The organism is Haloferax sulfurifontis (assembly GCF_014635105.1).
GTDB classification, from domain to species: Archaea; Halobacteriota; Halobacteria; order Halobacteriales; family Haloferacaceae; genus Haloferax; species Haloferax denitrificans.
The window spans coordinates 1-19,768 of record NZ_BMCI01000011.1; the positions used below are offsets into that span (position 1 = coordinate 1).

23 protein-coding genes are annotated in these 19,768 nt (G+C 65.6%); 17 read left to right on the forward strand and 6 right to left on the reverse strand.

What is annotated here, in order from left to right; genetic code table 11:
- Positions 1-65 precede the first annotated feature (65 nt).
- The 15 genes from IEV64_RS19305 to IEV64_RS19375 all read left to right on the forward strand — a co-directional run bounded on the left by IEV64_RS19305 (position 66) and on the right by IEV64_RS19375 (position 12,122).
- Positions 66-731 (forward strand): hypothetical protein, encoded by a 666-nt coding sequence (locus IEV64_RS19305; protein ID WP_007273983.1) that lies wholly within the window; start codon positions 66-68, stop codon positions 729-731.
- Positions 731-1,060: a hypothetical protein gene (locus IEV64_RS19310; RefSeq protein ID WP_007273982.1), complete on the forward strand. Its 330-nt coding sequence runs from the start codon at positions 731-733 to the stop codon at positions 1,058-1,060. The genes IEV64_RS19305 and IEV64_RS19310 overlap by 1 nt, the downstream gene beginning before the upstream one ends.
- Positions 1,057-1,434 (forward strand): hypothetical protein, encoded by a 378-nt coding sequence (locus tag IEV64_RS19315; protein ID WP_007273981.1) that lies wholly within the window; start codon positions 1,057-1,059, stop codon positions 1,432-1,434. Before IEV64_RS19310 ends, IEV64_RS19315 begins: the two co-directional genes overlap by 4 nt.
- On the forward strand, positions 1,434-1,736 hold the full coding sequence (locus IEV64_RS19320; RefSeq protein ID WP_049920431.1) for a hypothetical protein: 303 nt from the start codon (positions 1,434-1,436) through the stop codon (positions 1,734-1,736). The genes IEV64_RS19315 and IEV64_RS19320 overlap by 1 nt, the downstream gene beginning before the upstream one ends.
- The gene (locus IEV64_RS19325) at positions 1,730-2,623 is read left to right on the forward strand and encodes a hypothetical protein (RefSeq protein WP_007273979.1); all 894 of its coding nucleotides are present in this window, start codon (positions 1,730-1,732) and stop codon (positions 2,621-2,623) included. Before IEV64_RS19320 ends, IEV64_RS19325 begins: the two co-directional genes overlap by 7 nt.
- The gene (locus tag IEV64_RS19330; protein ID WP_007273978.1) at positions 2,616-2,852 is read left to right on the forward strand and encodes a hypothetical protein; all 237 of its coding nucleotides are present in this window, start codon (positions 2,616-2,618) and stop codon (positions 2,850-2,852) included. The genes IEV64_RS19325 and IEV64_RS19330 overlap by 8 nt, the downstream gene beginning before the upstream one ends.
- Positions 2,849-3,118, forward strand: a complete 270-nt coding sequence (locus IEV64_RS19335; RefSeq protein ID WP_007273977.1) for a hypothetical protein — start codon at positions 2,849-2,851, stop codon at positions 3,116-3,118. Before IEV64_RS19330 ends, IEV64_RS19335 begins: the two co-directional genes overlap by 4 nt.
- Positions 3,119-3,224: 106 nt before the next feature.
- A complete protein-coding gene (locus IEV64_RS19340; protein WP_007273976.1) occupies positions 3,225-3,518 on the forward strand; it encodes a hypothetical protein in 294 nt (97 codons plus the stop codon).
- Complete coding sequence (locus IEV64_RS19345) at positions 3,508-4,200, forward strand: hypothetical protein (protein WP_007273975.1); 693 nt, start codon at positions 3,508-3,510, stop codon at positions 4,198-4,200. The genes IEV64_RS19340 and IEV64_RS19345 overlap by 11 nt, the downstream gene beginning before the upstream one ends.
- Positions 4,200-5,261 (forward strand): hypothetical protein, encoded by a 1,062-nt coding sequence (locus IEV64_RS19350; protein WP_007273974.1) that lies wholly within the window; start codon positions 4,200-4,202, stop codon positions 5,259-5,261. The genes IEV64_RS19345 and IEV64_RS19350 overlap by 1 nt, the downstream gene beginning before the upstream one ends.
- Positions 5,258-6,631 carry a hypothetical protein gene (locus tag IEV64_RS19355; protein WP_007273973.1) on the forward strand — a complete coding sequence of 458 codons (1,374 nt, stop codon included), beginning with the start codon at positions 5,258-5,260 and terminating at the stop codon, positions 6,629-6,631. The genes IEV64_RS19350 and IEV64_RS19355 overlap by 4 nt, the downstream gene beginning before the upstream one ends.
- Complete coding sequence (locus IEV64_RS19360) at positions 6,631-8,445, forward strand: hypothetical protein (RefSeq protein ID WP_007273972.1); 1,815 nt, start codon at positions 6,631-6,633, stop codon at positions 8,443-8,445. Before IEV64_RS19355 ends, IEV64_RS19360 begins: the two co-directional genes overlap by 1 nt.
- Positions 8,442-8,636 carry a hypothetical protein gene (locus IEV64_RS19365; protein ID WP_152420696.1) on the forward strand — a complete coding sequence of 65 codons (195 nt, stop codon included), beginning with the start codon at positions 8,442-8,444 and terminating at the stop codon, positions 8,634-8,636. Before IEV64_RS19360 ends, IEV64_RS19365 begins: the two co-directional genes overlap by 4 nt.
- A gap of 26 nt (positions 8,637-8,662) precedes the next feature.
- A complete protein-coding gene (locus IEV64_RS19370; protein WP_007273971.1) occupies positions 8,663-11,152 on the forward strand; it encodes an ATP-binding protein in 2,490 nt (829 codons plus the stop codon).
- Positions 11,145-12,122: a minichromosome maintenance protein MCM gene (locus tag IEV64_RS19375; protein WP_007273970.1), complete on the forward strand. Its 978-nt coding sequence runs from the start codon at positions 11,145-11,147 to the stop codon at positions 12,120-12,122. The genes IEV64_RS19370 and IEV64_RS19375 overlap by 8 nt, the downstream gene beginning before the upstream one ends.
- A 327-nt stretch (positions 12,123-12,449) precedes the next feature.
- Here the strand turns inward: IEV64_RS19375 and IEV64_RS19380 are convergent, their stop codons facing one another.
- The 3 genes from IEV64_RS19380 to IEV64_RS19390 all read right to left on the reverse strand — a co-directional run bounded on the left by IEV64_RS19380 (position 12,450) and on the right by IEV64_RS19390 (position 15,803).
- A complete protein-coding gene (locus tag IEV64_RS19380) occupies positions 12,450-13,967 on the reverse strand; it encodes a hypothetical protein (protein WP_007273969.1) in 1,518 nt (505 codons plus the stop codon).
- Between the two features lie 268 nt (positions 13,968-14,235).
- On the reverse strand, positions 14,236-14,604 hold the full coding sequence (locus tag IEV64_RS19385; RefSeq protein ID WP_007273968.1) for a helix-hairpin-helix domain-containing protein: 369 nt from the start codon (positions 14,602-14,604) through the stop codon (positions 14,236-14,238).
- Complete coding sequence (locus tag IEV64_RS19390) at positions 14,601-15,803, reverse strand: tyrosine-type recombinase/integrase (RefSeq protein WP_007273967.1); 1,203 nt, start codon at positions 15,801-15,803, stop codon at positions 14,601-14,603. Before IEV64_RS19390 ends, IEV64_RS19385 begins: the two co-directional genes overlap by 4 nt.
- A 250-nt stretch (positions 15,804-16,053) precedes the next feature.
- Between IEV64_RS19390 and IEV64_RS19395 the strand changes: the two genes are divergently transcribed.
- On the forward strand, positions 16,054-17,268 hold the full coding sequence (locus IEV64_RS19395) for a helix-turn-helix transcriptional regulator (protein WP_007273966.1): 1,215 nt from the start codon (positions 16,054-16,056) through the stop codon (positions 17,266-17,268).
- Between the two features lie 128 nt (positions 17,269-17,396).
- Here IEV64_RS19395 and IEV64_RS19400 read toward each other — a convergent pair whose 3' ends face one another.
- On the reverse strand, positions 17,397-17,660 hold the full coding sequence (locus IEV64_RS19400; protein ID WP_007273965.1) for a hypothetical protein: 264 nt from the start codon (positions 17,658-17,660) through the stop codon (positions 17,397-17,399).
- A gap of 120 nt (positions 17,661-17,780) precedes the next feature.
- Between IEV64_RS19400 and IEV64_RS19405 the strand changes: the two genes are divergently transcribed.
- A complete protein-coding gene (locus tag IEV64_RS19405; protein ID WP_007273964.1) occupies positions 17,781-18,122 on the forward strand; it encodes a helix-turn-helix domain-containing protein in 342 nt (113 codons plus the stop codon).
- 57 nt (positions 18,123-18,179) lie between these two features.
- On the opposite strand, the gene IEV64_RS19410 is transcribed toward IEV64_RS19405, so the two are convergent.
- On the reverse strand, positions 18,180-18,848 hold the full coding sequence (locus IEV64_RS19410; RefSeq protein WP_007273963.1) for a ribonuclease H-like domain-containing protein: 669 nt from the start codon (positions 18,846-18,848) through the stop codon (positions 18,180-18,182).
- A 92-nt stretch (positions 18,849-18,940) separates the two neighbouring features.
- Positions 18,941-19,768, reverse strand: coding sequence for a homing endonuclease associated repeat-containing protein (locus IEV64_RS19415; RefSeq protein WP_306452320.1), 828 nt, complete (start codon positions 19,766-19,768; stop codon positions 18,941-18,943).

Genomic DNA, 19,768 nt, shown 5'->3' on the forward strand with positions numbered 1-19,768 from the left:
GTCTCGCGGCGCGACCGCATCGCTCGCAGACCATCCACTCATACTCATGAACTCACCCTGACACCATGACCCAAGCATCGAAGCGCCGCCTCGCGCTCATCCTCGTGGTCGCGCTCATCGCGAGCGCGGTTGCGCCGATGGGGGTGGCGGCACAGACAGACGACGGCGACACCGGCCTCCTCGAAGCGCTCACCGGCAAGGCGGTCGACATCGCCGAAGACCCGGTCGGCGCGGCAAAAGCCGCGAGTGCGTTCTTCAAGGGCGCGGCAGAGAACATCGCCTACGCGAACCCGCTTCGCGAACCGAAGCGCGACGCCCGCCAGTGCGCGCTCGACATCCAGTCGGAGTTCAACGCGAACAACGAGACGTACATCGCGTACGCCAACGAGCGCATCGTCGCGAACACCGACTACGACACGGTTCGCATCCGCTGTGAGACCGACACCGACGACGGCGACAACGGCCAGACTGTGTTCTTCGTCGCGGACATCAACCAGACGACCGGCAACGTCACGTCGGCGGAAATCGTCAACGAGACGAGTCGGAGCGTCGACAAGCGCGTGACGCTGTCGGGTCTCGCCGCTGAGGAAGGCCCCGACGACCTCGTGGACTTCCGCGAGGAGTACGTCGAGACCAACACGACGCCCGAAGGCGCGTTCGGCCGCCGAATGGCAGGGAAGTACGCCGGCCACGTCGAAGGAACGTTCGACTTCATCGGAGGTGACGAGTAGTGGCTTCGAGAGTCAGGCAGGCCGTCCGGGCGACGTATCGCGAGCGCCGTGAGGACGTCGAAGCCGACGAGATAGCGGGCGACGTGGCGGTCGGAGTCGTCTTCCCGGCCATCGGTCTGTACGGCCTGTACGCCACGGGAACGACGCCGACCACGACCACGATGGGGTTCGTCGGCGCGCTCGCCGTCGCGGGCATCGAACTCGCGCTCTTGTACTTCGGCGTCCTCCACGCCATCGCGACGTGGAACGTCTACCGTCGCTCCGAACCGACCCACCAGCACGGCGAGTCGTACGACGGCTTCGCGCAGTCCGGGGAGGGGTCCGAATGAGCATCCGCGGGCAACTGAGCGGCTTCGCTCGGAACGCGTGGGGCTACGCGACCAACTGGTCGCTCGACGACATCCTCCTGCCGAGCATCGTCGATACCATCAACTGGATAGCGTCGCTCGTCCCGAGGGCGCTCGGGATTCGCCAGACGACGCCGCGCGAGCAGATCAACGCGAACATCGTGTTCATCTTCTTTTGGGCGACGCTGTCGGTCATCTCGTTCGGGGCGACGCTCGCGCTGGTGTTCGTCCATCTGTTCCTCCTCGGCATCGGAGTGTGGCGGTGGCTCCCGGCGTTCAACGAGCTGTGGCGTCGGGGTCGGTCGCGACTCCCCATCCCCGACGACATCGACATCCCGTTCTGGAGGTCCGAGTGATGGGCTTGGAGCAACGCATCCGGCTCTGGCTGGAGAACGGCGAGCGCATCGGCTTCCGTCTCGGGGCGATGGTCGTCTTCGGGGCGGTCGTCCTCGGCCTCGTGGTCCTCGCCGTCGCCGCGAACTCGGTCCTCCTCGGCGTGCTCTCGGCGGTCGTCCTCGGTATCATCCTCCGCGAGTTCCTTCCCGAAGACCGCATCCAGTCGTGGGCGCGGTCGTATGCGACCGGCGAGGCCGGCGACCGCTGGCGGCGGCGCTACGACCGCTGGCTTCGCCGCCTCGGGAGGCTGGTGCCATGGTGAGGCTTCGGCACGTCCTCGCGCTCGTGCTCGTCGTGAGCATGGTCGCGCCGGCGGTCGCGACGCCCGCGGCCGCACAGACCGACACTTGCCAGACGTACGTCGAGCACCTGTCGTTCCGGACTGACGCGGCGACGGTCGACCGGGTCGCCAACGGGAGTGAGGCGACGTCGACGGCGAAGAACACGCGGGTCCGGGTCGTCGAAGACTCGGCGTTCTACCGCGTGACGGCCGACAACCCCAACGGCTACTGCGTGGCCTTCCGCGTCGAAGTCTCCGAAGACGCGATGCCGGCGGCACAGCTCCCCGGCGCGGTCGAGTCGACCGACGGCAACGTGAGTGCGACGTGGAACGCGATTCGCGACTGGAACGACTCGGAGACGTTCACTCGTATCGAGTTCACGCTCCCGCCCGGCACGTCGGCGACGTTCGCACCGAACCAGTACCGCGTGGAAGCGCTCTCGTGGTCGTCCGAACAGCGGACGCGAGCGACGGGCGCGTGGGAGCGCGTCAAGAGCGCGTTCGGCGACGAGTCGGACGTGACCCAACGCCACTACGAGTTCGCGCCCGGCGAGAAGACGACCATCACGGTCCCGCTGGAGAACCCACAGACGGGCGAATCGGTCGACGAGTGGGACGCGCTCTACGCGACAGACGGTGAGACGTGGAAGCGCGTCCCGACTGACTCGACGAAACCGGTGTTCGTGCAGACTGACGACGACGAGAACGCTGTCCGGTTCACGTTCAACGACGCGGACGCGACGGTGAGGTTCGTCGTCGAACCGACGATGCGGGACAAGGCATCGTGGGAAGTTGAGACGTACTTGTCAGGATGGAAAGAAATGCTCAACGGTCCAGATAGTTCGATTGGAGGGTGGTTCGATGGATAACCTGTACGTGGCGCTCGTCGCCGCGCTCGTGGGGCTTGTTCTCGCGCCGGCCATCCTCGCGGGTGGCGGGTTCATCATCGCCATCGGCCTCGTTGTGGTCATCCTCGCGGTCCTCATCGGCGGCCCCGAACTCTTGGACATCTACAAGACGAAGTCGATGGGGCAGTACAGCGGTCTCGACACGCGCGACCTCGTGCAAGGCAACGGCGACCGGAGGGATGACGAGTGACGGCCGCGACGCTCGCCCTCGGCTTCGGGGGCATCATCCTCGGCGTCGTCGCCGGGGAGTTCGTCGCCCGCCGATATGGCGGCACGGCCCGCGTGTACGGCGACCTCTCGCAGGCGCTCTACGCCGCGTTCATGCTCGTCATCGTGTTCGCGCTCGCGTTCGCGGGCGGCATCTACACCATCATCGCCATCCTGCTCACCATCCTCTACTACTCGATATTCCGGACGCGAACGAACGACGTCCGGCGCAAAATCAACGGTGGCTAACCATGTTCCCGAACCTGACCTCAACGCACAGACACGTCTGCCGACGCCGACAGGCCGGCCGACCAGTTTCGTTCGGTCGGGCCATTGTAGAGAGGCTACAACGGCCGTGACCGACCACGACCGCGTCTCTGTGAACCGAAACGGGGCGTCGCTTCAGGTCTATCTGAAGAAGGCGTTCACGCAGGACACCGCGTTTCCGCTGGAGGCCGGCGACGACTGCGTGGCGTGGGTCGCCGACGGCAAACTCGTCATCGCGCCGGTCGACGAGGCCGCGGCGATGGACGTGCCGGCGGCGCTCGACCCACCGCCTGACGACGCCCTGCCGCCCGAGTCTCGCCCGCGCCGCACCGCCGACGCCGAACCAACCCCTGCCCATCCTGAATCGAACGATGCCGATTGATACCAACGTCGGGAGTCCCAACTCCCGGCCCGACCACGAACAGCACAAGCGCCAACAGCAACGGCTCTCGCACATCGAAGAAGAGCTACTCGACATGCGCCCGGACATCCACGACGAGGACCTCCGCCGCGCTATCTCGAAATGGTTGCTCATCGCGACGCGGGCTCGCGCTGGCGACGCCGAAGAACACGTCTCATCGCTCCTCGCCGAAATCCGCCGGAACAACCCGATGTACCGGACGCGCGAGTACGACAGCGGCGACGCCTGCTTCCCCGACCGATGCAAAGACTGCGAACACTACGGGGTCGCGTGCCCGGTCGTCACGGACAACGACCAAATCGACCGCCGCGAACGCATCATGGAAACGGCCGACTCCCAGAGCGAACTGCGTCGTCGGCTCCGAGACTACGCTATCGACAACGGGTGCGTCGTGCTCCAAGAGGAGCTGACCGACATTTCCGAGACGGTCCAGCCGCTCGTCGAACACGGACAGCTCCTCTTGATGGCCGCCCAAGACGTGGTGTTCTTCCAAGACGAGTCAGAGGCTGTCGCTCGCGCACGGGCGGCGAAGGAAACCCTTGAAGACCTGTCTGTCGGCTCCGACGCCGCGGACAACCTCGACGACCTCGATGACCTCGAATCGCAACTCGAGGCCGCCGAAGAAACTGAGTGGGGCCACTGATGGCGGCCATCGACCCCATCTTCATCGCCGTCGCGCTCGTGACGTTCATCATCGCCGCGGTGGGCGTCTACGCCCTCCGGAAGCGCTTCGGGGACGACGACGCCCCCGAGTCGGCTGAGGAGCGACTGGAGGCCGCGACACAGGCTCGCGAGGACTACTCGCTTCCGGTGACGAAACGCGTCGCCGGGATGACATCGGTCGCGAAGTGGGCGCTCGGCGCGGTAGGCGTCATCTTCGCAGTCGTCGCCTACAACGTCTACTCGTTCTACCAGACCGGGTCGCCGGCGCAGATGCTCTACGCCCAAGAGACGCAACTGGCGGTCATCGTCCTCATCGCGACGGGCGTCGGCATCGGCTACGAGCGCCGGCGGTCGACGAAAGAGGGGACGGTGACGGTCATCCACGAAGCAGACCCCAACAACGGCGGCGAGGAGACCGTCCAGACGGTCTACTTCAAGACGAACGACATCCTCGAAGACGACCACGGCAAGGTCGTTCCCGAGTACAAGCGCAACCGGATGTTTGGCCTCTTCCGGCAACCAAAGCGGGTCGCCGACGACCGCCAACTCCGGGCGGACGGCGACGTCTACCGGCCACTTTCTGACAAAGTCATGCACAGACTTCCAGCCCACGCCGTCGAAGTCGCGCCGAGCCACTACGTCTTCCGAACTCAAGGGTCGAAGACGACGAGTTCGCCGACTGCGACGGCCGATTACGAGTACAAACCCCCGTTCAACCTCTCCCAAGAGAACCTGCGGCGCTACCGCTCGAACATGGAGATGATGCAGGTCGACCTCGAAGAAGCGAAGTCGCTCAACGCACAGCTCCACAAGAAGGTCCGCGACCTCCGCGAGCGGCTGACCAACTCCGAGACGGACACCTACCAGGAACTCCTCGAACTCATCGAGCAGGTCGCACGGCTGACGAACCGGACCGAGCAGACGACGCTCCAGCAGGTGCCGGCGGAAGCCTTCGGCGGCCGTCGGTCCCGGCAGGCACAGAACGGCCAGAGCGCCGGCGGGAACTCGCGCAACGGACAGTACGGTGGTGACGACCGATGAAGCGCGCACCACTCGTGCTGGCCGTCCTGCTCGTCCTGACGGCCATCGTGCCCGTGGGCGCGGTCGCGGCCGCGCCATCGTCAACGTCGACGCCGGCACTCGACTCGTCGACGACAGTCGCGCAGGTATCAGACTCGAACAACACGACCACGACGACGGGACCGACCGTCGCTGACCAAGCCCGCGTGACGGCCGTGACGTTCGACGAGGACTACCTGCGGACGACGCGGGAAGACGAGAACAGTTTCAACGCGACCGGCCCGTACGCCGTGTTCGCCGTCTCGCAGAACGTCGAAGCGGCGCGAGTGACCCAACCGAAGGCCGAGGCGAAGGTGCTCGACGGGGCGCGGACCGTCCGCGTGTCGTTCGCTCCCGACGCTGCGCCGCCGGGTCAGCGGTCGCTCTACACGCTCGAACTCTACTTCGAAGACGGGTCGACGCGGTCGTTCGACCTCTACGCCTCGCAGACGGACCAAATCGTCGCGAGCGCCGACCTGCGCGAGGCTCAAGACCTGCTTGACCAGATGCGCGCCGACGCTGAGGAGCGCGGCTACGCGACCGACGTGGACGGTTTGGAGAACTTCTACGAGTGGCAGAAAGAGCAGGCAGAGCTGTTCTCGAACCTGTTCGGCCCACAACTGGAGCAACTCTTTGCGTGGTTCATCTTCACGCTCACGACGCCGTTCGCGATACTGTTCATCGCGGCTGTCATCCTCGTGGCCGCGTGGCGACTCCTCAAAGTCCACGGGTCGAAACTGCGGTCGCTTCAGGGTGGCGTCGACCTCATCGACCAGACGCGACAGCAGATGCTCCTCGAATACCGGAACCAGCAGGACGCCGCCGACGAGGAGCGCCTTGAGGACGTGGCAGAAATCGGCCCGAACCACGTCTACTGGCAGGACGCGTTCGGCATCCAGTCTGTCAAGCAGTTGGCCGACGAGTTCGCATGGGGACGGCCGGTGACCGACACCGAAGGCAACATCGTCCGCGACACGGACGCCGCCCCACTGACCGACGACGACGGCGAGGTCATCACGTGGAGCGACGGCACGCCGGTCTACCCGGCGGTGATGGAGCACCGCGGGATTCAGGACCTCCTCGAAGCCGACAGGGTGGGCGACACGTGGCTTGAACCCGTCACCCGACGCGATATGCTCGGTGACCAGTCGACGGCGCTCGCACACGCCAAGCGCGCGCTCATGCGGATGACCACCCACCACGGGATGCCGGAGTACCGTCGCGCCCGTTCCGAGGTCCGGTCGATGATGCAGGACCTCGAACAGGCTCGGTCGGCGGACGGTGGGGCGGCCACGCGTCACCGTCGACAGCGACGCTCGGGGAACGGCGCTCCCGCGGGGGGTGACGACTGATGCGTGACCGACTTGACGACGCCGCCACGGGTGCGAAAGACATCGGCGGGTCGGCCGGCGAGTTTCTGAAAAGCGCTGGTCGCCGAACGTCGGCGTCGAAGCGGACGCCGCTGTCGCTCATTCGACGATTCGTCGCCCGGCTCATCGGGAGTCCCGAACAGCAGTCAACGCGGTTCCTCCTCGCGCTCATCGCCATCTCTGGGTTCGTCGGGTTCATCGGCGTGTTCTTCATAGCGTCGGGCACGGTCTCGGCGACCGCCAGCTCCAGTTGGCTTGTCCGCGCGTTCGCGAGCGTCGTGACGAACTTCGCGCTCTACTCGGCCCTCGCGGTCATCGGAGCGGTGGTCGCTATCAACCGCTGGTGGGACCTCGCGGCGGGGAAGACGGCCGAGCACACCCGCTACTCGAAGCGGACGGTCAAGCGGTTCGCGGCAGAGGTCAAGTCGACCGACGGAACCACACGCCTCATCGGCAACGCCGACCACTCCGAGAACGAACTGCGCGCGAAGTTGATGCGCGCCTTCGCCGGACAGTCGGAGTCCGAGACGCCCGACGAGGACGAGCAGGTCGAAGCCGTCGCGCCGGTCGACACGGGCTACGGCATTCCCGACGGGGCCGCCATCAACGAGCGGGCGGCAGAGGCGACCGACGACGTGGACTCGTCGCTGGAGGGCGTCAGCCTTCTCACAGCGAAGCAGGTTGTCCGTCTCCGCATCGGTCACCTCCAAGCGCGGCTTGTCGCCAACGACCTCGAAGACCACGGCTACCGTGCGGACCACGGGCGGCCGCTCCCGGCGGTCGCAGAGACGGCCGACGAGGACGCCGACGCTGACACCCACGGCGACGAGACGGCGGCCGTCGACGACAGTCCGGAGACCAAATCGTTCGCCGACATCTTCGCAGACTTCCGGCGGGCGAGACAGACCGCGCGGATGGACATCGCGACCTCGTTCAACGCCGACGAAATCCTGTGGCGCTTCGGCCTCCCGGCCATCGGGACCGTGTTCGCGGCCATGGTCGTTGCGCAGACGCCGTGGTTTGCGGGGTGGGTCTACCCGGTCCTCATCGCTATCGGCGTCGCGGTCGGCGCGACCTCGTACCTCACGTTCAAGTGGCGTCGTCGCCGGGCGGTCCGGTCGCTTCGCGAGGAGCGCGAACCCAAGCGCTGGCGGACGTGCGTCACGCTCGCCAAGCGCGTCGAGACGCCCGAGCAGACGCTGTTCGTCGCGTGGATGGGCGGCCACGTCTACGCCGACTACGACCGCCACCGCCTCGCGCGGAAGGTCGCTGACCGGTGGCACGCCCGCCTGCAGGGCAACGACGTCGCCCCGGCGATGCAGGAGAAGTTCGCGCGGAACGTCCGCCAGATGCTCCCGATGCTCCACCAGTTCGAGTACGGCGACGCCTACGAGGGCCGCAAGGCCATCATGGACGACATCATTACGACCGTCTCGGAAGCGCGCGACCCTGACGGGATGGTGCCGAAGTTCGAACTCGCCGAGAAAGTCGTCGAGCGCGGCGAGGGCGTCGGCCACGACCCGGACATCGTCGCCGAGGTCTACGAGGGCATGGTGCCGACCGTGCTGACCGAGACGGACATCACCGTCACGGACGCCGACGGGACGCCCCACGACATCACGGCGGTCCACCTGCGAACGATGGACATCCCCGACGACCTCGCGCGCATCCGCGCACAGTTCTCCAACCAGTTCGCCGTCGACAACATCGACGGCTACCCGCTCCCCGACATCCCGATGCCCGGCGGTCCGCGGCATCTGGTCGCCGGGACGGACAACGCGGCGGGGGGCCGATGACACACGACCCACCCCACGAGTTCGATTTCGACGAGTTCGACCACGACCCCGTCTGGTGTACGGGGTGCGGCCTCCCGGTGGCACTGTCGATGAACCGGAGCGACCAACAGCCAGTTCGCTACGAATGCCGGTGCTACACACTGTCGCCGGCAGAGGCACCACCCGACGAATGGAAGAACGCGACGGCCTGAACAACACCTTACCAACCTGACACAGCATGGAATCCTATCACGATAGCCACGCAGACATCCAAGGCCGCGACACCAGAGACGTCGAAGCGGTTGCGGCCAGCATCGTCCAACAGAAACGCGAGCGGAACGAGCGCCAACGCGACCTTGACATCGAGTCACAGGTCCGCGAGCACCTCGCGGCGGCCCAAGACATCCTCGCGGAGGACCCCGAAGCCGCCCGGATGGTCCTCGAAGACGTGCACTACATCCTCCGCGACGACGGCGACCTCGCGGAGGTCCTCAACCGGAACTCGGGGATGCTCGAAGACAAGGCCGGCCTCGACCCGGCGCGGGCCGCCGAGGTCCGGTCGCGGTTCCGCCGCCAACAGCGGATGCACGACCGCGGCGGCCGCCTCCCGAGCGTCGAACAGGAGTACACGACGCTCCTCTACATCGCCCGCGCGCTCGACTACTACTCGGCCGTCTCGGAGATGACGCCCTACGCGCCCATCACGCTCGAACAACTCGACGTGGCGGGCGTGACGCGGGCGGACAACCCCATCCCGGTCGGGCGTCGCCGACTCCCCAAGGGGACGAAACTCGACCCCGAGGACGCGGCGCGCGAAATCCCCCACGAGTCGTGCGACCACATCCTCTGTATCGCGCTCCCGCGGTCGGGGAAGGACTCGACGCTGACGAACATCGGGATGAACCTGTGGCGACAGCACGGCTACAAGTACATCAGCGTGTTCGACGACGGCCGGATGGAAACGCCGATGATTTCCATCCCGAACGACGACCCCGGCATCCTGAAGAACCTCGAACGGCTCGGGCAAGAGCCGCGGGCGTTCGACGCCGAAGTGTTCGTCCCGTCGACGCCGGGTATCCCCGAGCAGTTGCCGGCCAACTTCCGGGAGTTCACCATCGGCATCGACACGCTGACGCCGCACCTCATCCTCCGCCTCGCGGGCGTCCGAACCACCGATGCGACCGCCGAGGACCGCATCGAGCAGGCGCTGAACAAGACGCTCGAAGGGTCGGGGCAGGTGCCCGAACTCGTCGCTCGCATCCAGCAACTCGCGAAGGCCCAAGACACCGAAATCCAGTGGACTGAAAAGAAGGACAAGCACACGACTGGCGGCGACGGCAGTACGCACGTCGAAACCTACTCGGCGCGGTACTCCATGAGCCGGTCGAAGGCGCTGGAGAACGCGGCCGCCCGGCTGTCGAAGCTCGCCGGCGACGGCCTCGTGACCGGCGCAGACGCCGAGACGAACATCGACATGGCCGAGGTCATCGCCGACCAGAAGAAAGCGGCCGTCCTCTGTGCGAACTTCATGCCCGCCGGCATGGAGGGCCTGAAGTACACGCTCATCGACCTTTGGCTTCGGCTCATCTTCCGTGCTCGCGACGAGAACCCCCGGCTCCCGCGGGTCGCCCTCGAAATGCGCGAGCTGAAGAACATCGCGCCGTCGAAGACTGGCGACGTTCGCTACAAGGACGCCATCAAGGGCCTCCGGCAGACCATCTTCTTCCTCAGCACGCAGGGTGGGTCGCGCCGTATCCTGATGCTCGGGTCGACGCAGAAGCTCAACGACGTGTACAAGCCCGTGCGGACGAACATGGCGACGAAAATCCTCCTCCGACTTGGCGAGGAGGAAATCGACACGCTCGACCGCTCGTACAACTTCTCGTGGGCGCAAAAAGAGACGCTGACGAACTTCCGCATCGGGATGGGGATGCTCATCGCCGGCGGGGAGAAGACCTACCCCATCGAGTGGCGGGGTGCGCCGTGCGGCCTCGGCCTCGGCGACCAGCACTGGCTTGACCGCTACGGCCTCGCTCGTGGCGCTCGGGTCCTGCAGTCGCAGACGGCCGCGTGGCCGCCCTCGGACGGCAAGCGCGACGGCTGGTGGGTTCACGTGCCCGACGCCAGCGTGCGCGACATCGGCGACCGCCCACAGATGGGTGACCACTACTCCGAGTGGTACCTGCTCGAATCGGACTTCCCCGATGGGACCGACCCCGACGATGTCGACCGCGCGCTCGTCGAGGAAGTCCTCGCGGAGCGCCAAGAGTACCCGACGCCGTCGGACATCCACCTCGCCGACATCGACTGGGGCAACGTCCGCAAAGTGTCGTTCACCGACGAGGGCGCGTCGCGGTTCGACCGCGTGACGGACGCGCTCGGCGACGCCAACCTGTCGGTGGACCTCTGGCCGTGGATGCTCACGCAGGCGGACAAGTGGCGCGACGAGTCGGTCCGGAAGAACGCGACGGACGTGCTCGAAGCCGTCGAAGAACACGCGCCGACGTCGTACTCGGAACTCGAAGACTACGTCGACGTGAGTCGGCAGTCCATCTCGAACTACCTCCAAGAGGAGGAGCCGCTTGACGGCTGTCTCGACAAGGACGGCAAGGAGTACATCGTGACCGACCTCGGTCGGCAGGCGATGAAAGCCGACTGGGACGCCGTCGCCGACGCAGTCCAGGTCGAAGAAGAAAAGCCCGACACGGAGTTCGACTTCGATGAATAGCGCCGACCGCCTCGACGCCTATCTCGACCGCATCAGCGACGACGCGGACGCGGCGTCCGAGGCGTGGACCGACACGCCCGGCGGGGCGTCACTCCGGGTGGACTGGCAGGACTTCCACGAGTTCGACGACGAACTGGCCGACAAGTGGGTCGATAGCCCGCGGTCGACAGCGAAGTTGTGGTCGCGCCGGCTTCGCAACCGCTATCAGAACCCCGAGACGGACGACCTCGAAAAGCCCATCTCGAAGATGCCGGTACGGCCGGTGAACCTCCCCGACCGCGCGTGCTTCCGTCTCGGCGGCCTTCGCGAACGCCACCTTGGGACGCTCGTTGAGGTGCCCGTGGAGGTCGTCGAAGTCGAGTCGGTCGACCCGTGGCTTCGAAAGGCCGTCTGGGAGTGTCTGGAGTGCGGCGCGTTGAACCCAACCAGACAGGGTTACGGTCACATCCGGTTTGGGACGTGCATGTCGTGCGAAACCTCGCTCGACAAGAAAAACGCGAAGCTGATGGGCGACGGAACCGAGATGGTCGACTTCCAGAAGCTCGTCGCCATCCCGCGCGATTCGGCGCTCGATGACCCACCGGCGATTCAAGTGTTCCTGACCGGCGACATCGTCGGCAAGGTGGGCGTCGGAGACGAAATCACGGTTGTCGGGAAGTACCGGACGCTCCCGATGGCGATGCAACGCGAGACGCAACTGAACACGTTCATCGACGCGAAGGCACTCGACGTCGACGAGCGCCAACAGGCGGGCGCGCTGTCGGAAGACGAACTCGACGACGCCATCATCCGCGCTGTCGATGACCTCTGGTCGGAGGACGGCACAGCCTACGGCGTCCCGACCGATGACGCCATCTCGGCGGTCGTGGACCAGCACGGAGTCCGCTTTGCCGAGGTCGAAAACCGCATCGAAGCGCTCGAAGACGACGGCGAGTTCACCCTCGCCGCCGGCGCTATCATCAAGGACTGACAGCGCCCGTCAACGAGCGTCCGTTCCATCCCGCAACTCACGTGAGAGACAACACCCCATCGCGCGCGTCGTGCCGTCTCTCGCGCTTTTCAACATGACGCGGCCTGTGAGGCGTATCGACCATCAACGACGCAAGCGCCCAAGCACGCGCGTCTCACGGGATATACACTACAGTCATCGACCTATTGTTTAGAAATTGCTCACTATCGGACGCCGTGGCGTCGGCCGGGGCGGATTCTCGGGGGCAAACCCACTCTCAGGGAGGGACGGATACGAACGCGGGCGCGGTGACGGCGGTGACGGCGTAGGACAGACGTAGAAGTAGACTCAGCGGTCGTTCGCGTGCTGTTGGATGCGAGCGACGTTTTGGACGTACTCTCGGTCGGTATCGAACAGGGGGTCTTCGGGCCACGGCGCGTGGCCTTCGGGGACCTCCACGAGTGGCAACGCTGTTTCGTCGACGGCGTCGCGCGTCGAGCGCACCCAGTCGGCGAGGTCGGGGTCGTTGCGGAACTCCCTCAGCTCACGCAGGACGGGTTCGGCCTCGTCGAGCGCCTCGTTGTACCGGGTCGCCCAACTGACGACCGCGCCGATCTGTTCGTCGAGGCCGGCGTTGCGAATCGCGTCGCGGATGGTCGCGACCGTCTGCTCGCGCCACTCCTCGCGGGCCTCGGCGTTCTTCGCGGGGATGTCGGGGTCGATGTAGCGTTCGACACCCTCGCGGACGATGCGTTCGAACTCCTCGGGTCGGGCTTCGAGGGCGTTGAGTTCGGTCGCGCCCTTGCCCTTCCGGCGCTCCCAGTCGTCGACGAGCGTGTCGTACGCCCGGCCGCCCGTGCCCGTGTGTGAGGACTCTTCGATGGGCTTCCGCGGGAGGTCCAACTGTTCGACCTGCTCTTTGGTGAGCGCCAACTGCTCGATGGCGACGCGGTGGTCGACGTCGCCGCGCTCGTTGAGCCACGCCAATTTGCCACTCATTGCGGTCGACATGTGGTCCCCTTTTGCATCAAAATCTGACAGGTAGAGGATGACCGCGGGCTTCCCGGCGTCGTCGATGCGGCGGACGAGGTCGTGGGCGATAGTGAGCGACAGGTCGCCCTGCCCTTCGACGATGACGTTGACCCCGAGGGAGCGCGCGAGGTCGTGAATGTACTCGGGGAGCGTCTTTTCGGACCACAGCTCAAGATGGTAGGGCGCTTGCCGCGGCGCGTCGAGATAGAGGTCGTCTTCGATGTCGTCGACGACCGACTCGGCAACGAGGAGCGCGTAGTCGGTCGCATCGTCGAACTCGACGTTCTGGAGCGGTGTTTCGCCGCCGATACTCCGGGGGTCAAAGCCGAGAGAAGCCCGTTCCTCGGGCTTGGGAACACCGGGTGCGTCGATACCGGCCGGCGGCGACACCTCCTGCGTGTCCGCTGTTCTTCGGTGGTCGGAGTAGGTCGTGACGGTCATCTGGTCGTGTTTCTGGTCCTCGATACCGCCGAGCGGGATGGTCCCGAGGATGCGCGCGAGCATCGAACACTCTTCGAGGTAGTCGTAGCACCGCGACGTGTTCTTGTAGAGGTCCCACGAGCAGTTCGTCGGCGGTTCGATGTCTTCGCCGGCGCTCGCCATGTAGTAGTGGAGGCCGCGGACGTGGAGTCGGTCGGTCCCGATGGACTCGGTCGCCCGCTCCCACCACTCGGCGAACCACTCGGCTTTCGCGCGGTCGGCGTCGGTGCCTTTCCACATCGGGTCGCGGCGCTTGCTCTGGATGAGCAGGTCCGAGACGTCGACGCCGAGGTCGTCCGCCTGCGCGCGGACCCACGCGCGAAGCGCCGTCGGCTCTGTGGTGTCGTCAGTCACAGTCGATAGTCGGCGCAGAGTGCCATAAACCGACGCGAACGCACGGTGCGCGCGCATCGGCTCAGAAAGATGAGTCGCCGCACGGTGGGGTCGGTGGCCGGTCCTCGCCGGCCTCACGACCCGGCGGGATGTATGAGTCGAGTCAGGTCGTGGGTCGCGTTCCCGCCATCATCGCACGCCGAGCGGCGACCAACCCTATGTACCGGAGGCATATCAAGCGAAGCCTTCCGTGTAGAGTGAAAGTGAAGGATTCGGCGGAAGTGGAACTTCAAAGTGAGTCCTTCAGCGCCTCTGCGCGCGCATCGCCGACGTTGGGGACCGCCGTGAGTTCGTCGAGTGATGCGTTTCGAACGTCGTCAAGCGTATCGAAGCGGGCGGCGATGTCCCATGAAATCTGGTCGCCGATGCCAGACGTTCGTTCGACCGCCTGCCGGATGCGCTCGGCCTCCGGGTCTTCGATGACATCGAGTCGGCGTTCCAGCTCGCGCTCGTCGATTTTCCCCGTCGCGTAGAGCTGGTGGGCCCACTCTCTCGTACCCTCGTCGGGCGTCCGCCAGTCCTCGAACCGCCGATAGGCAGTCACAGCGCCCGCGGCGATGAGGATGGTGACGCCGACCCACGGGTCTGCGGCGGTCATGTGTCGGGTTCGACGTCGAGCAGGTCGCTCGCGCGCTCTGCGGTCTCCTCGGCTTCGATGTGCTGGTACGCCTGCCGGGTGGTCGAGAGCGACCGGTGCCGGAGCACGTCTTGGGCCACGCCACGGTCGTTCCGAAAGAGCGTGTCGCCGAGCCCGCGCCGCGCCCCGTGGGGTTTCAGCGCGTTCCCGTCGATAGCGACGCCCGCGGACTCACACAGCCGCTCGATGAGCCGGCGCGCGCCCTCGGTCGTGATGGCCGGCGGTGTGAGGTCGTGTTCGACGAGGAGTTCGTCGACGTCGCGCTCGGCGAGCAGGTCGTCGACGGCGTCCTCCCCGAGGTCGGGCACCAGCTCGTCGCGGACGGCGGCGTACTTCGACGGCGCATGGCCGGTCGGGAAGACGGGCCACTCGTCGCTCGGCGGGTCCGCGATGCGGTACCACCGCTTGAGCGCCGGCCTCGCGGGCCGGAGGATGGGCACCGTCTCCCACTCTTGGGACTTCCCGAGGACGCGCATGGTCTGCCAGTCGTCGGTGTCGACGTTGCGCCAGCGGAGGCCCTGCCGGCCCTCGCGACCGTCCGTGGTCGCGCGCACGACTTCGGCCCCTCGAACCCCGGAGTACGCGAGCACGTACACGAGCGCGCGGTCGCGAGCTTCGGCGACGGCGTCGCTTCCCTTCTCGTCGATAGCGTCGTGGGCGCGGTCGTCGACGAACTCGAGGAGCGCCGCGGCCGACTCTTCGTCCCAGAACTGTTGGTCGGCGCGGTCGGCGTTCGCGTCCGGGAGTGGTTCGCGTGCTCGGTTGGTGAGCGCGGGGTTGCGGGCGAGTTCGCCGTCGCGGACTGCGTACGTCAGGCAGGCGCTGACGACGTTGTAGTACGTCTCGGCGGTTGAGGCGCTGATACCGCCGCCAGAGACACGGCGCGCGAGGTACTGTGCGTAGCGGCGCATCATGATGGGGCCGCGGTCGCCGCCGAGGATGTCGAACTCGTCGACGTGCTTGTCGGCGAGCCACGCGTACCAGCGGGCGAGGATGCCGCCTGCGGAGGTCGCGTAGTAGCCGCGACCGGAGCTGTCGTCAGGGGCCTTCGACTTGGCGCGGACGTAGCGGTCGATGGCGAGCGCCACGTCGTTGCCGGCGTCGGCGGCGTCTGCGAGTCGGTTTCGAGGGTCTGAACCCCCGGAGTCAGGCGTGGACATGGGTCCGGCTTCACAGACAGCGGCGACCCCCAAAAAGACACGTGTGTTTATTGGTCTAAAACAAAGTGGGGCCAATTTTCCCTGATTCGCCCGCGTCGGCGCTCGTACCCCGCGAGAACAGCGTTTGACGGGGTTTGTATAGTGCATGTCGCTATACGAACTGCGGCGGCGTCTACGCATGCCGGGTGACACACTCCAGTTTACACACAGCGTAACCCTTTTGGAGTGGGTTACACATGTTGTAACCACGATGCAATCAGACAAGTCGCGGCCGACCGGCCCCGAGCGGATAGACAAGTACGAGGAACACGGTTTGTCGGGGAAGCAGGCGCGCGTCGTGGTGGAGAAAGAGCGCGGACGGACGGACGAAGAAGTCGCGGACGCCCTCGGGATGAAAGTCGGCACCGTCAAATCGCACTTGGCGCGGGCTCGGGCGAAGTACAGGGACGCGCAGGCGCTCGTGTCGCTGTTCGAGGAGAAGTACGACCCCGAGGAGGTATCGAGAATCCTGCTGTCTGGCGGCGAGTTCGTGACGCCACACGGCACGCTGACCGCCAGCGGGTGGGACACGATGCCGTCAACGGTGTTCGCGGAGTCGGATGCGAACCGGGATGTCGTCGACCGATGGGCGCTTGCCCCCGAGGACGAACCGACCGGACCGCTCCCGGACCTGACCGACCTGCTCGACGCGCAGGTTGACGACCGGATGCTCCCGGTCCTCGCGTGGTTCTACGCCGCGCCGTTTGCATCCGTGATTCGAAAACTCGGCGGTGGCTTTCCGGCGCTCAACGTCTACGGCGGCCCGGAGTCGGGCAAGACCGAGACGCTGGCGGCCCTCACGCAGATGTTCGGGTGGGATGGCACACCGTTCCCGGCAAGCAACACAACTGCGCGGCTGACGTTTGCGTTCAGCTCCTCTGAGTCGGCTCCGGTGTGGTTTGACAACTACAGCGGTGAGTGCGAACGGCTCCACAAGTACCTTCGGCTTGGCTACCGCGGAGGGACCGAAGCGCGGGGGAACGCCGATGGGACCGTGACCGAATACCAACTTCTCGCCCCCGTCGTCGTGTCCGGGCAGTCGGCGCTCACCGACCGGGCGTGTGAGACACGCGCTATCAGCACCGAGTTCGTCCCAGCGTCCACCAGAGACGAGGACTGCGCTGACGCGTTCGCGAGCGTCCGCGATGCCGACCTCCAGCGCCACGCGCTGACGTTCTACCAGTACGCGCTCACGCTAAGTGCGTCCGAACTCCTCGATGTGTGGGAACACTCGCGCCCACCGAGAGACGTCCGCGAGCAGGGGGCGTTGACCCCGGAGGAAGCGACGATAGTCGAGACGGTCAACTTCGGGCTGAACATCGCCGAGCGGTTTTCCGAGCGGGCTGACACCGGCGGCTTCGAGGTCGACGAGGCGACCAAGCGCCAAGCGCGGACGGCGGCCGGCGTCACGTTCGAATCGTCCTAATCGCCAGACGGGAGCCATTATAAGCACTTGTAGCGGTCCTGTCTGCGCTTCGAACCACCATGACCGTCGAAAGAAAGATGATAGTCGGGAGTCGATTCACCACCGCGAGACGCCCCTTGTGGGGGCTTCTACCTCGCGTTGAACGGTACGTCGCCGTCGTGGCTCTCAATCCACTCGACGGCGTTCTCCATTGACGAGAGACGCACGTAGCCAACACGCGGAGTCACGACGACGCCCTTCCGTTCGAGCGCGTTCAGCGCGTCCTTCGCGTCGCCCTGTGCGTGGGACGGAAGCCAGTTCGTCACGTCGTCGACGGCGACCGTCGACGCACCAACGAACTCCTTGCGCGCCATCTTCTCGACGATTCGGAGCTTGATTGCATGAAATTCCATGTTTTTCACCTCCTGTACTACCACATAGATGTTACACACTAATAAACCTACCTAACCTATGTTACAGCGGCGTAACTCACAGTAGCAAGTATTATAACACTCGTTGTCGTTGTATTACTCATGCCAGAACACACCCACGGTGAGGCCATCGACGAAGTGAGCGGGACGCGTTGGGAGGACCTTCTCGGCGACGGGTCGAAGCCAGCGATTCTCCTCGGGATGCTCGCACGCCGGCACGAAGACCTCAACAAGACCGACATCGCGAAGGCCGCCGACGTGACTCGGATGACCGTCGACCGGAACCTCGGCGACCTCCTCGACCTCGGCGTCATCAAGCCGACGCGGAAAGCCGGGAACGCGCAGATGTACCAGTTCGACGCTGACAGCCACGTCGGCGCGGCGCTCCTCGAACTCGACCGGGCGCTGATGCTCACCGCCGTCGACGACGAACAGCGTGAGTGAATCGCCCCGGAAAATAGCCCTGTTTTAGCGACCCGCGTCGCGCCGATCTGTTCGCGCCTACACGTCGACGGACGTCTCGGTCCCGAGATGCACGGGTTCGAAGTCGCGGCCGATGTCGGCGTAGTAGAGCGCGAGGTTCGCTTCTAAGTCGGTTCGAAGGTAGTGGTCGATGAGGTCGTGGAAGGCCGCCACGTCGTCGCTATCGGACGCGACCGCATCGAGGAACACCGGCCCGACCTCGCGGCCGAACAGCTTGTTCGTCACCGTGCGGCCGTTCCAGAGCGTCTTCGGCACCGGGAGGTCGTACGACTCCAGACACTCCTCCAGAGCCGGCCACTTTTCGCCCCGCTGGTCGGCGCGTTGCTTCCGGTCGGCGAAGATGTCGATATGCGTGTCGTCGCCGTCGAGTTCCGGACGTGGGTTGTCCTCCCCGAGACGGTACATCCGGTCGACCAGGAACTCCACGTCGAAGCCGCGGCCGTTGTACGTTACGAGGCCGTCGGCGTCGAGGCCGTTGAGATAGTCCATCGAGCGGGTGATGAGTGCCGGTTCGCCGTCGACGTCGCGATGGAACAGCTCGTACTCGGCTTCGCCGGCGGGCGCGCCGAGTTCGTGGTGGCCGATGCCGACGGACACGACCTCACCCCGCTCGGCGTCGTAGTGCGTCGTCTCGATGTCGAGTGTCGCGACCGTCCCAAACCCGTGGTCGTCTCGCTGAAAACGCATATCCGCCCAAGACTGTCTGCGATATTGAAGCTTTGTAGAACAGTTGGGTGGTTTCCCGACGTGCTCACCGGGATTTGGTGAGCATTTTCGAACTACTCGCTGTGGAGTATCGACACGTGCGGCTTAGAACGGTAGCCATGTTGAATCCACTCTGCGAGTTCGTCCCCATAGAACGTTCTCGTGAGCGGCGCTTCGAGGTCGGTTGGGGTTGTCACGACCTCCCAGATAGGCGCGAGGGCGTCGGTCCCAACACGGATGTCGACGACCTCGTACGAGAGCAGTGGCGACCACTTGTCAAGGATGAAGTCGCCGACAGATACCGGGTGCCGGGTGCCGCCGGCCGAGATGCTGACCCGGTCGATGCGCGGCGCGTCCGCACCACCAACCACACGGTTGACGTCCACTGCCGTCGACGAGCCTCGCGGCGTCCCGCCCGGACTTTGTCGGCGCGGCCGCAGACCCGCGAGCTTCAGTGCTCGATGCCAGCTCCCGAACCGTTGCTCGATGGTCGTGGTCCCGACTTGGCTCCGGGATTCGAACTCGTCGGTGGTTGGGGTTTCGGCCATCTCGTCGGCGACGCGCCGAATCTCTTTGAGGAGGTCCATATCGCCGTACTCGGGCGTGTAGCTCGGGCGGCCCTCGTTCGGCGTGAACCCCGCGGCGCTGACTGCGCCGTTCCAGGTATCGAAGTGATGCAGGATGGAGTGAAGCGACATCTCACCATGCTCAGATAGGTCTTCGACGGTCGGGGCCGCATCGCCGGGTTCGAGCCCCAATTCGCTCGCAACACGGCGAATCTCGTCGAGCACGTCTTCGCGAGTTATCGTCTTTCGAGGGTCAAGCCCCGCCTCGACGAGTGCCGCATCCCACGAGCCAAAAATTCGCTTATCAGTAGATGGTAGTACGGTTTCTTTATTCAG

What these genes read in the sequence shown, in the direction of transcription:
- IEV64_RS19305 (WP_007273983.1), top strand. Translation starts at nt 66, where the DNA reads ATGACCCAAGCATCGAAGCGCCGCCTCGCGCTCATCCTCGTGGTCGCG.
- IEV64_RS19315 (WP_007273981.1), top strand. Translation starts at nt 1,057, where the DNA reads ATGAGCATCCGCGGGCAACTGAGCGGCTTCGCTCGGAACGCGTGGGGC.
- IEV64_RS19320 (WP_049920431.1), top strand. Translation starts at nt 1,434, where the DNA reads ATGGGCTTGGAGCAACGCATCCGGCTCTGGCTGGAGAACGGCGAGCGC.
- IEV64_RS19325 (WP_007273979.1), top strand. Translation starts at nt 1,730, where the DNA reads ATGGTGAGGCTTCGGCACGTCCTCGCGCTCGTGCTCGTCGTGAGCATG.
- IEV64_RS19330 (WP_007273978.1), top strand. Translation starts at nt 2,616, where the DNA reads ATGGATAACCTGTACGTGGCGCTCGTCGCCGCGCTCGTGGGGCTTGTT.
- IEV64_RS19345 (WP_007273975.1), top strand. Translation starts at nt 3,508, where the DNA reads ATGCCGATTGATACCAACGTCGGGAGTCCCAACTCCCGGCCCGACCAC.
- IEV64_RS19350 (WP_007273974.1), top strand. Translation starts at nt 4,200, where the DNA reads ATGGCGGCCATCGACCCCATCTTCATCGCCGTCGCGCTCGTGACGTTC.
- IEV64_RS19355 (WP_007273973.1), top strand. Translation starts at nt 5,258, where the DNA reads ATGAAGCGCGCACCACTCGTGCTGGCCGTCCTGCTCGTCCTGACGGCC.
- IEV64_RS19360 (WP_007273972.1), top strand. Translation starts at nt 6,631, where the DNA reads ATGCGTGACCGACTTGACGACGCCGCCACGGGTGCGAAAGACATCGGC.
- IEV64_RS19365 (WP_152420696.1), top strand. Translation starts at nt 8,442, where the DNA reads ATGACACACGACCCACCCCACGAGTTCGATTTCGACGAGTTCGACCAC.
- IEV64_RS19370 (WP_007273971.1), top strand. Translation starts at nt 8,663, where the DNA reads ATGGAATCCTATCACGATAGCCACGCAGACATCCAAGGCCGCGACACC.
- IEV64_RS19375 (WP_007273970.1), top strand. Translation starts at nt 11,145, where the DNA reads ATGAATAGCGCCGACCGCCTCGACGCCTATCTCGACCGCATCAGCGAC.
- IEV64_RS19385 (WP_007273968.1), bottom strand. Translation starts at nt 14,604, where the DNA reads ATGACCGCCGCAGACCCGTGGGTCGGCGTCACCATCCTCATCGCCGCG.
- IEV64_RS19390 (WP_007273967.1), bottom strand. Translation starts at nt 15,803, where the DNA reads ATGTCCACGCCTGACTCCGGGGGTTCAGACCCTCGAAACCGACTCGCA.
- IEV64_RS19395 (WP_007273966.1), top strand. Translation starts at nt 16,054, where the DNA reads ATGCAATCAGACAAGTCGCGGCCGACCGGCCCCGAGCGGATAGACAAG.
- IEV64_RS19400 (WP_007273965.1), bottom strand. Translation starts at nt 17,660, where the DNA reads ATGGAATTTCATGCAATCAAGCTCCGAATCGTCGAGAAGATGGCGCGC.
- IEV64_RS19405 (WP_007273964.1), top strand. Translation starts at nt 17,781, where the DNA reads ATGCCAGAACACACCCACGGTGAGGCCATCGACGAAGTGAGCGGGACG.
- IEV64_RS19410 (WP_007273963.1), bottom strand. Translation starts at nt 18,848, where the DNA reads ATGCGTTTTCAGCGAGACGACCACGGGTTTGGGACGGTCGCGACACTC.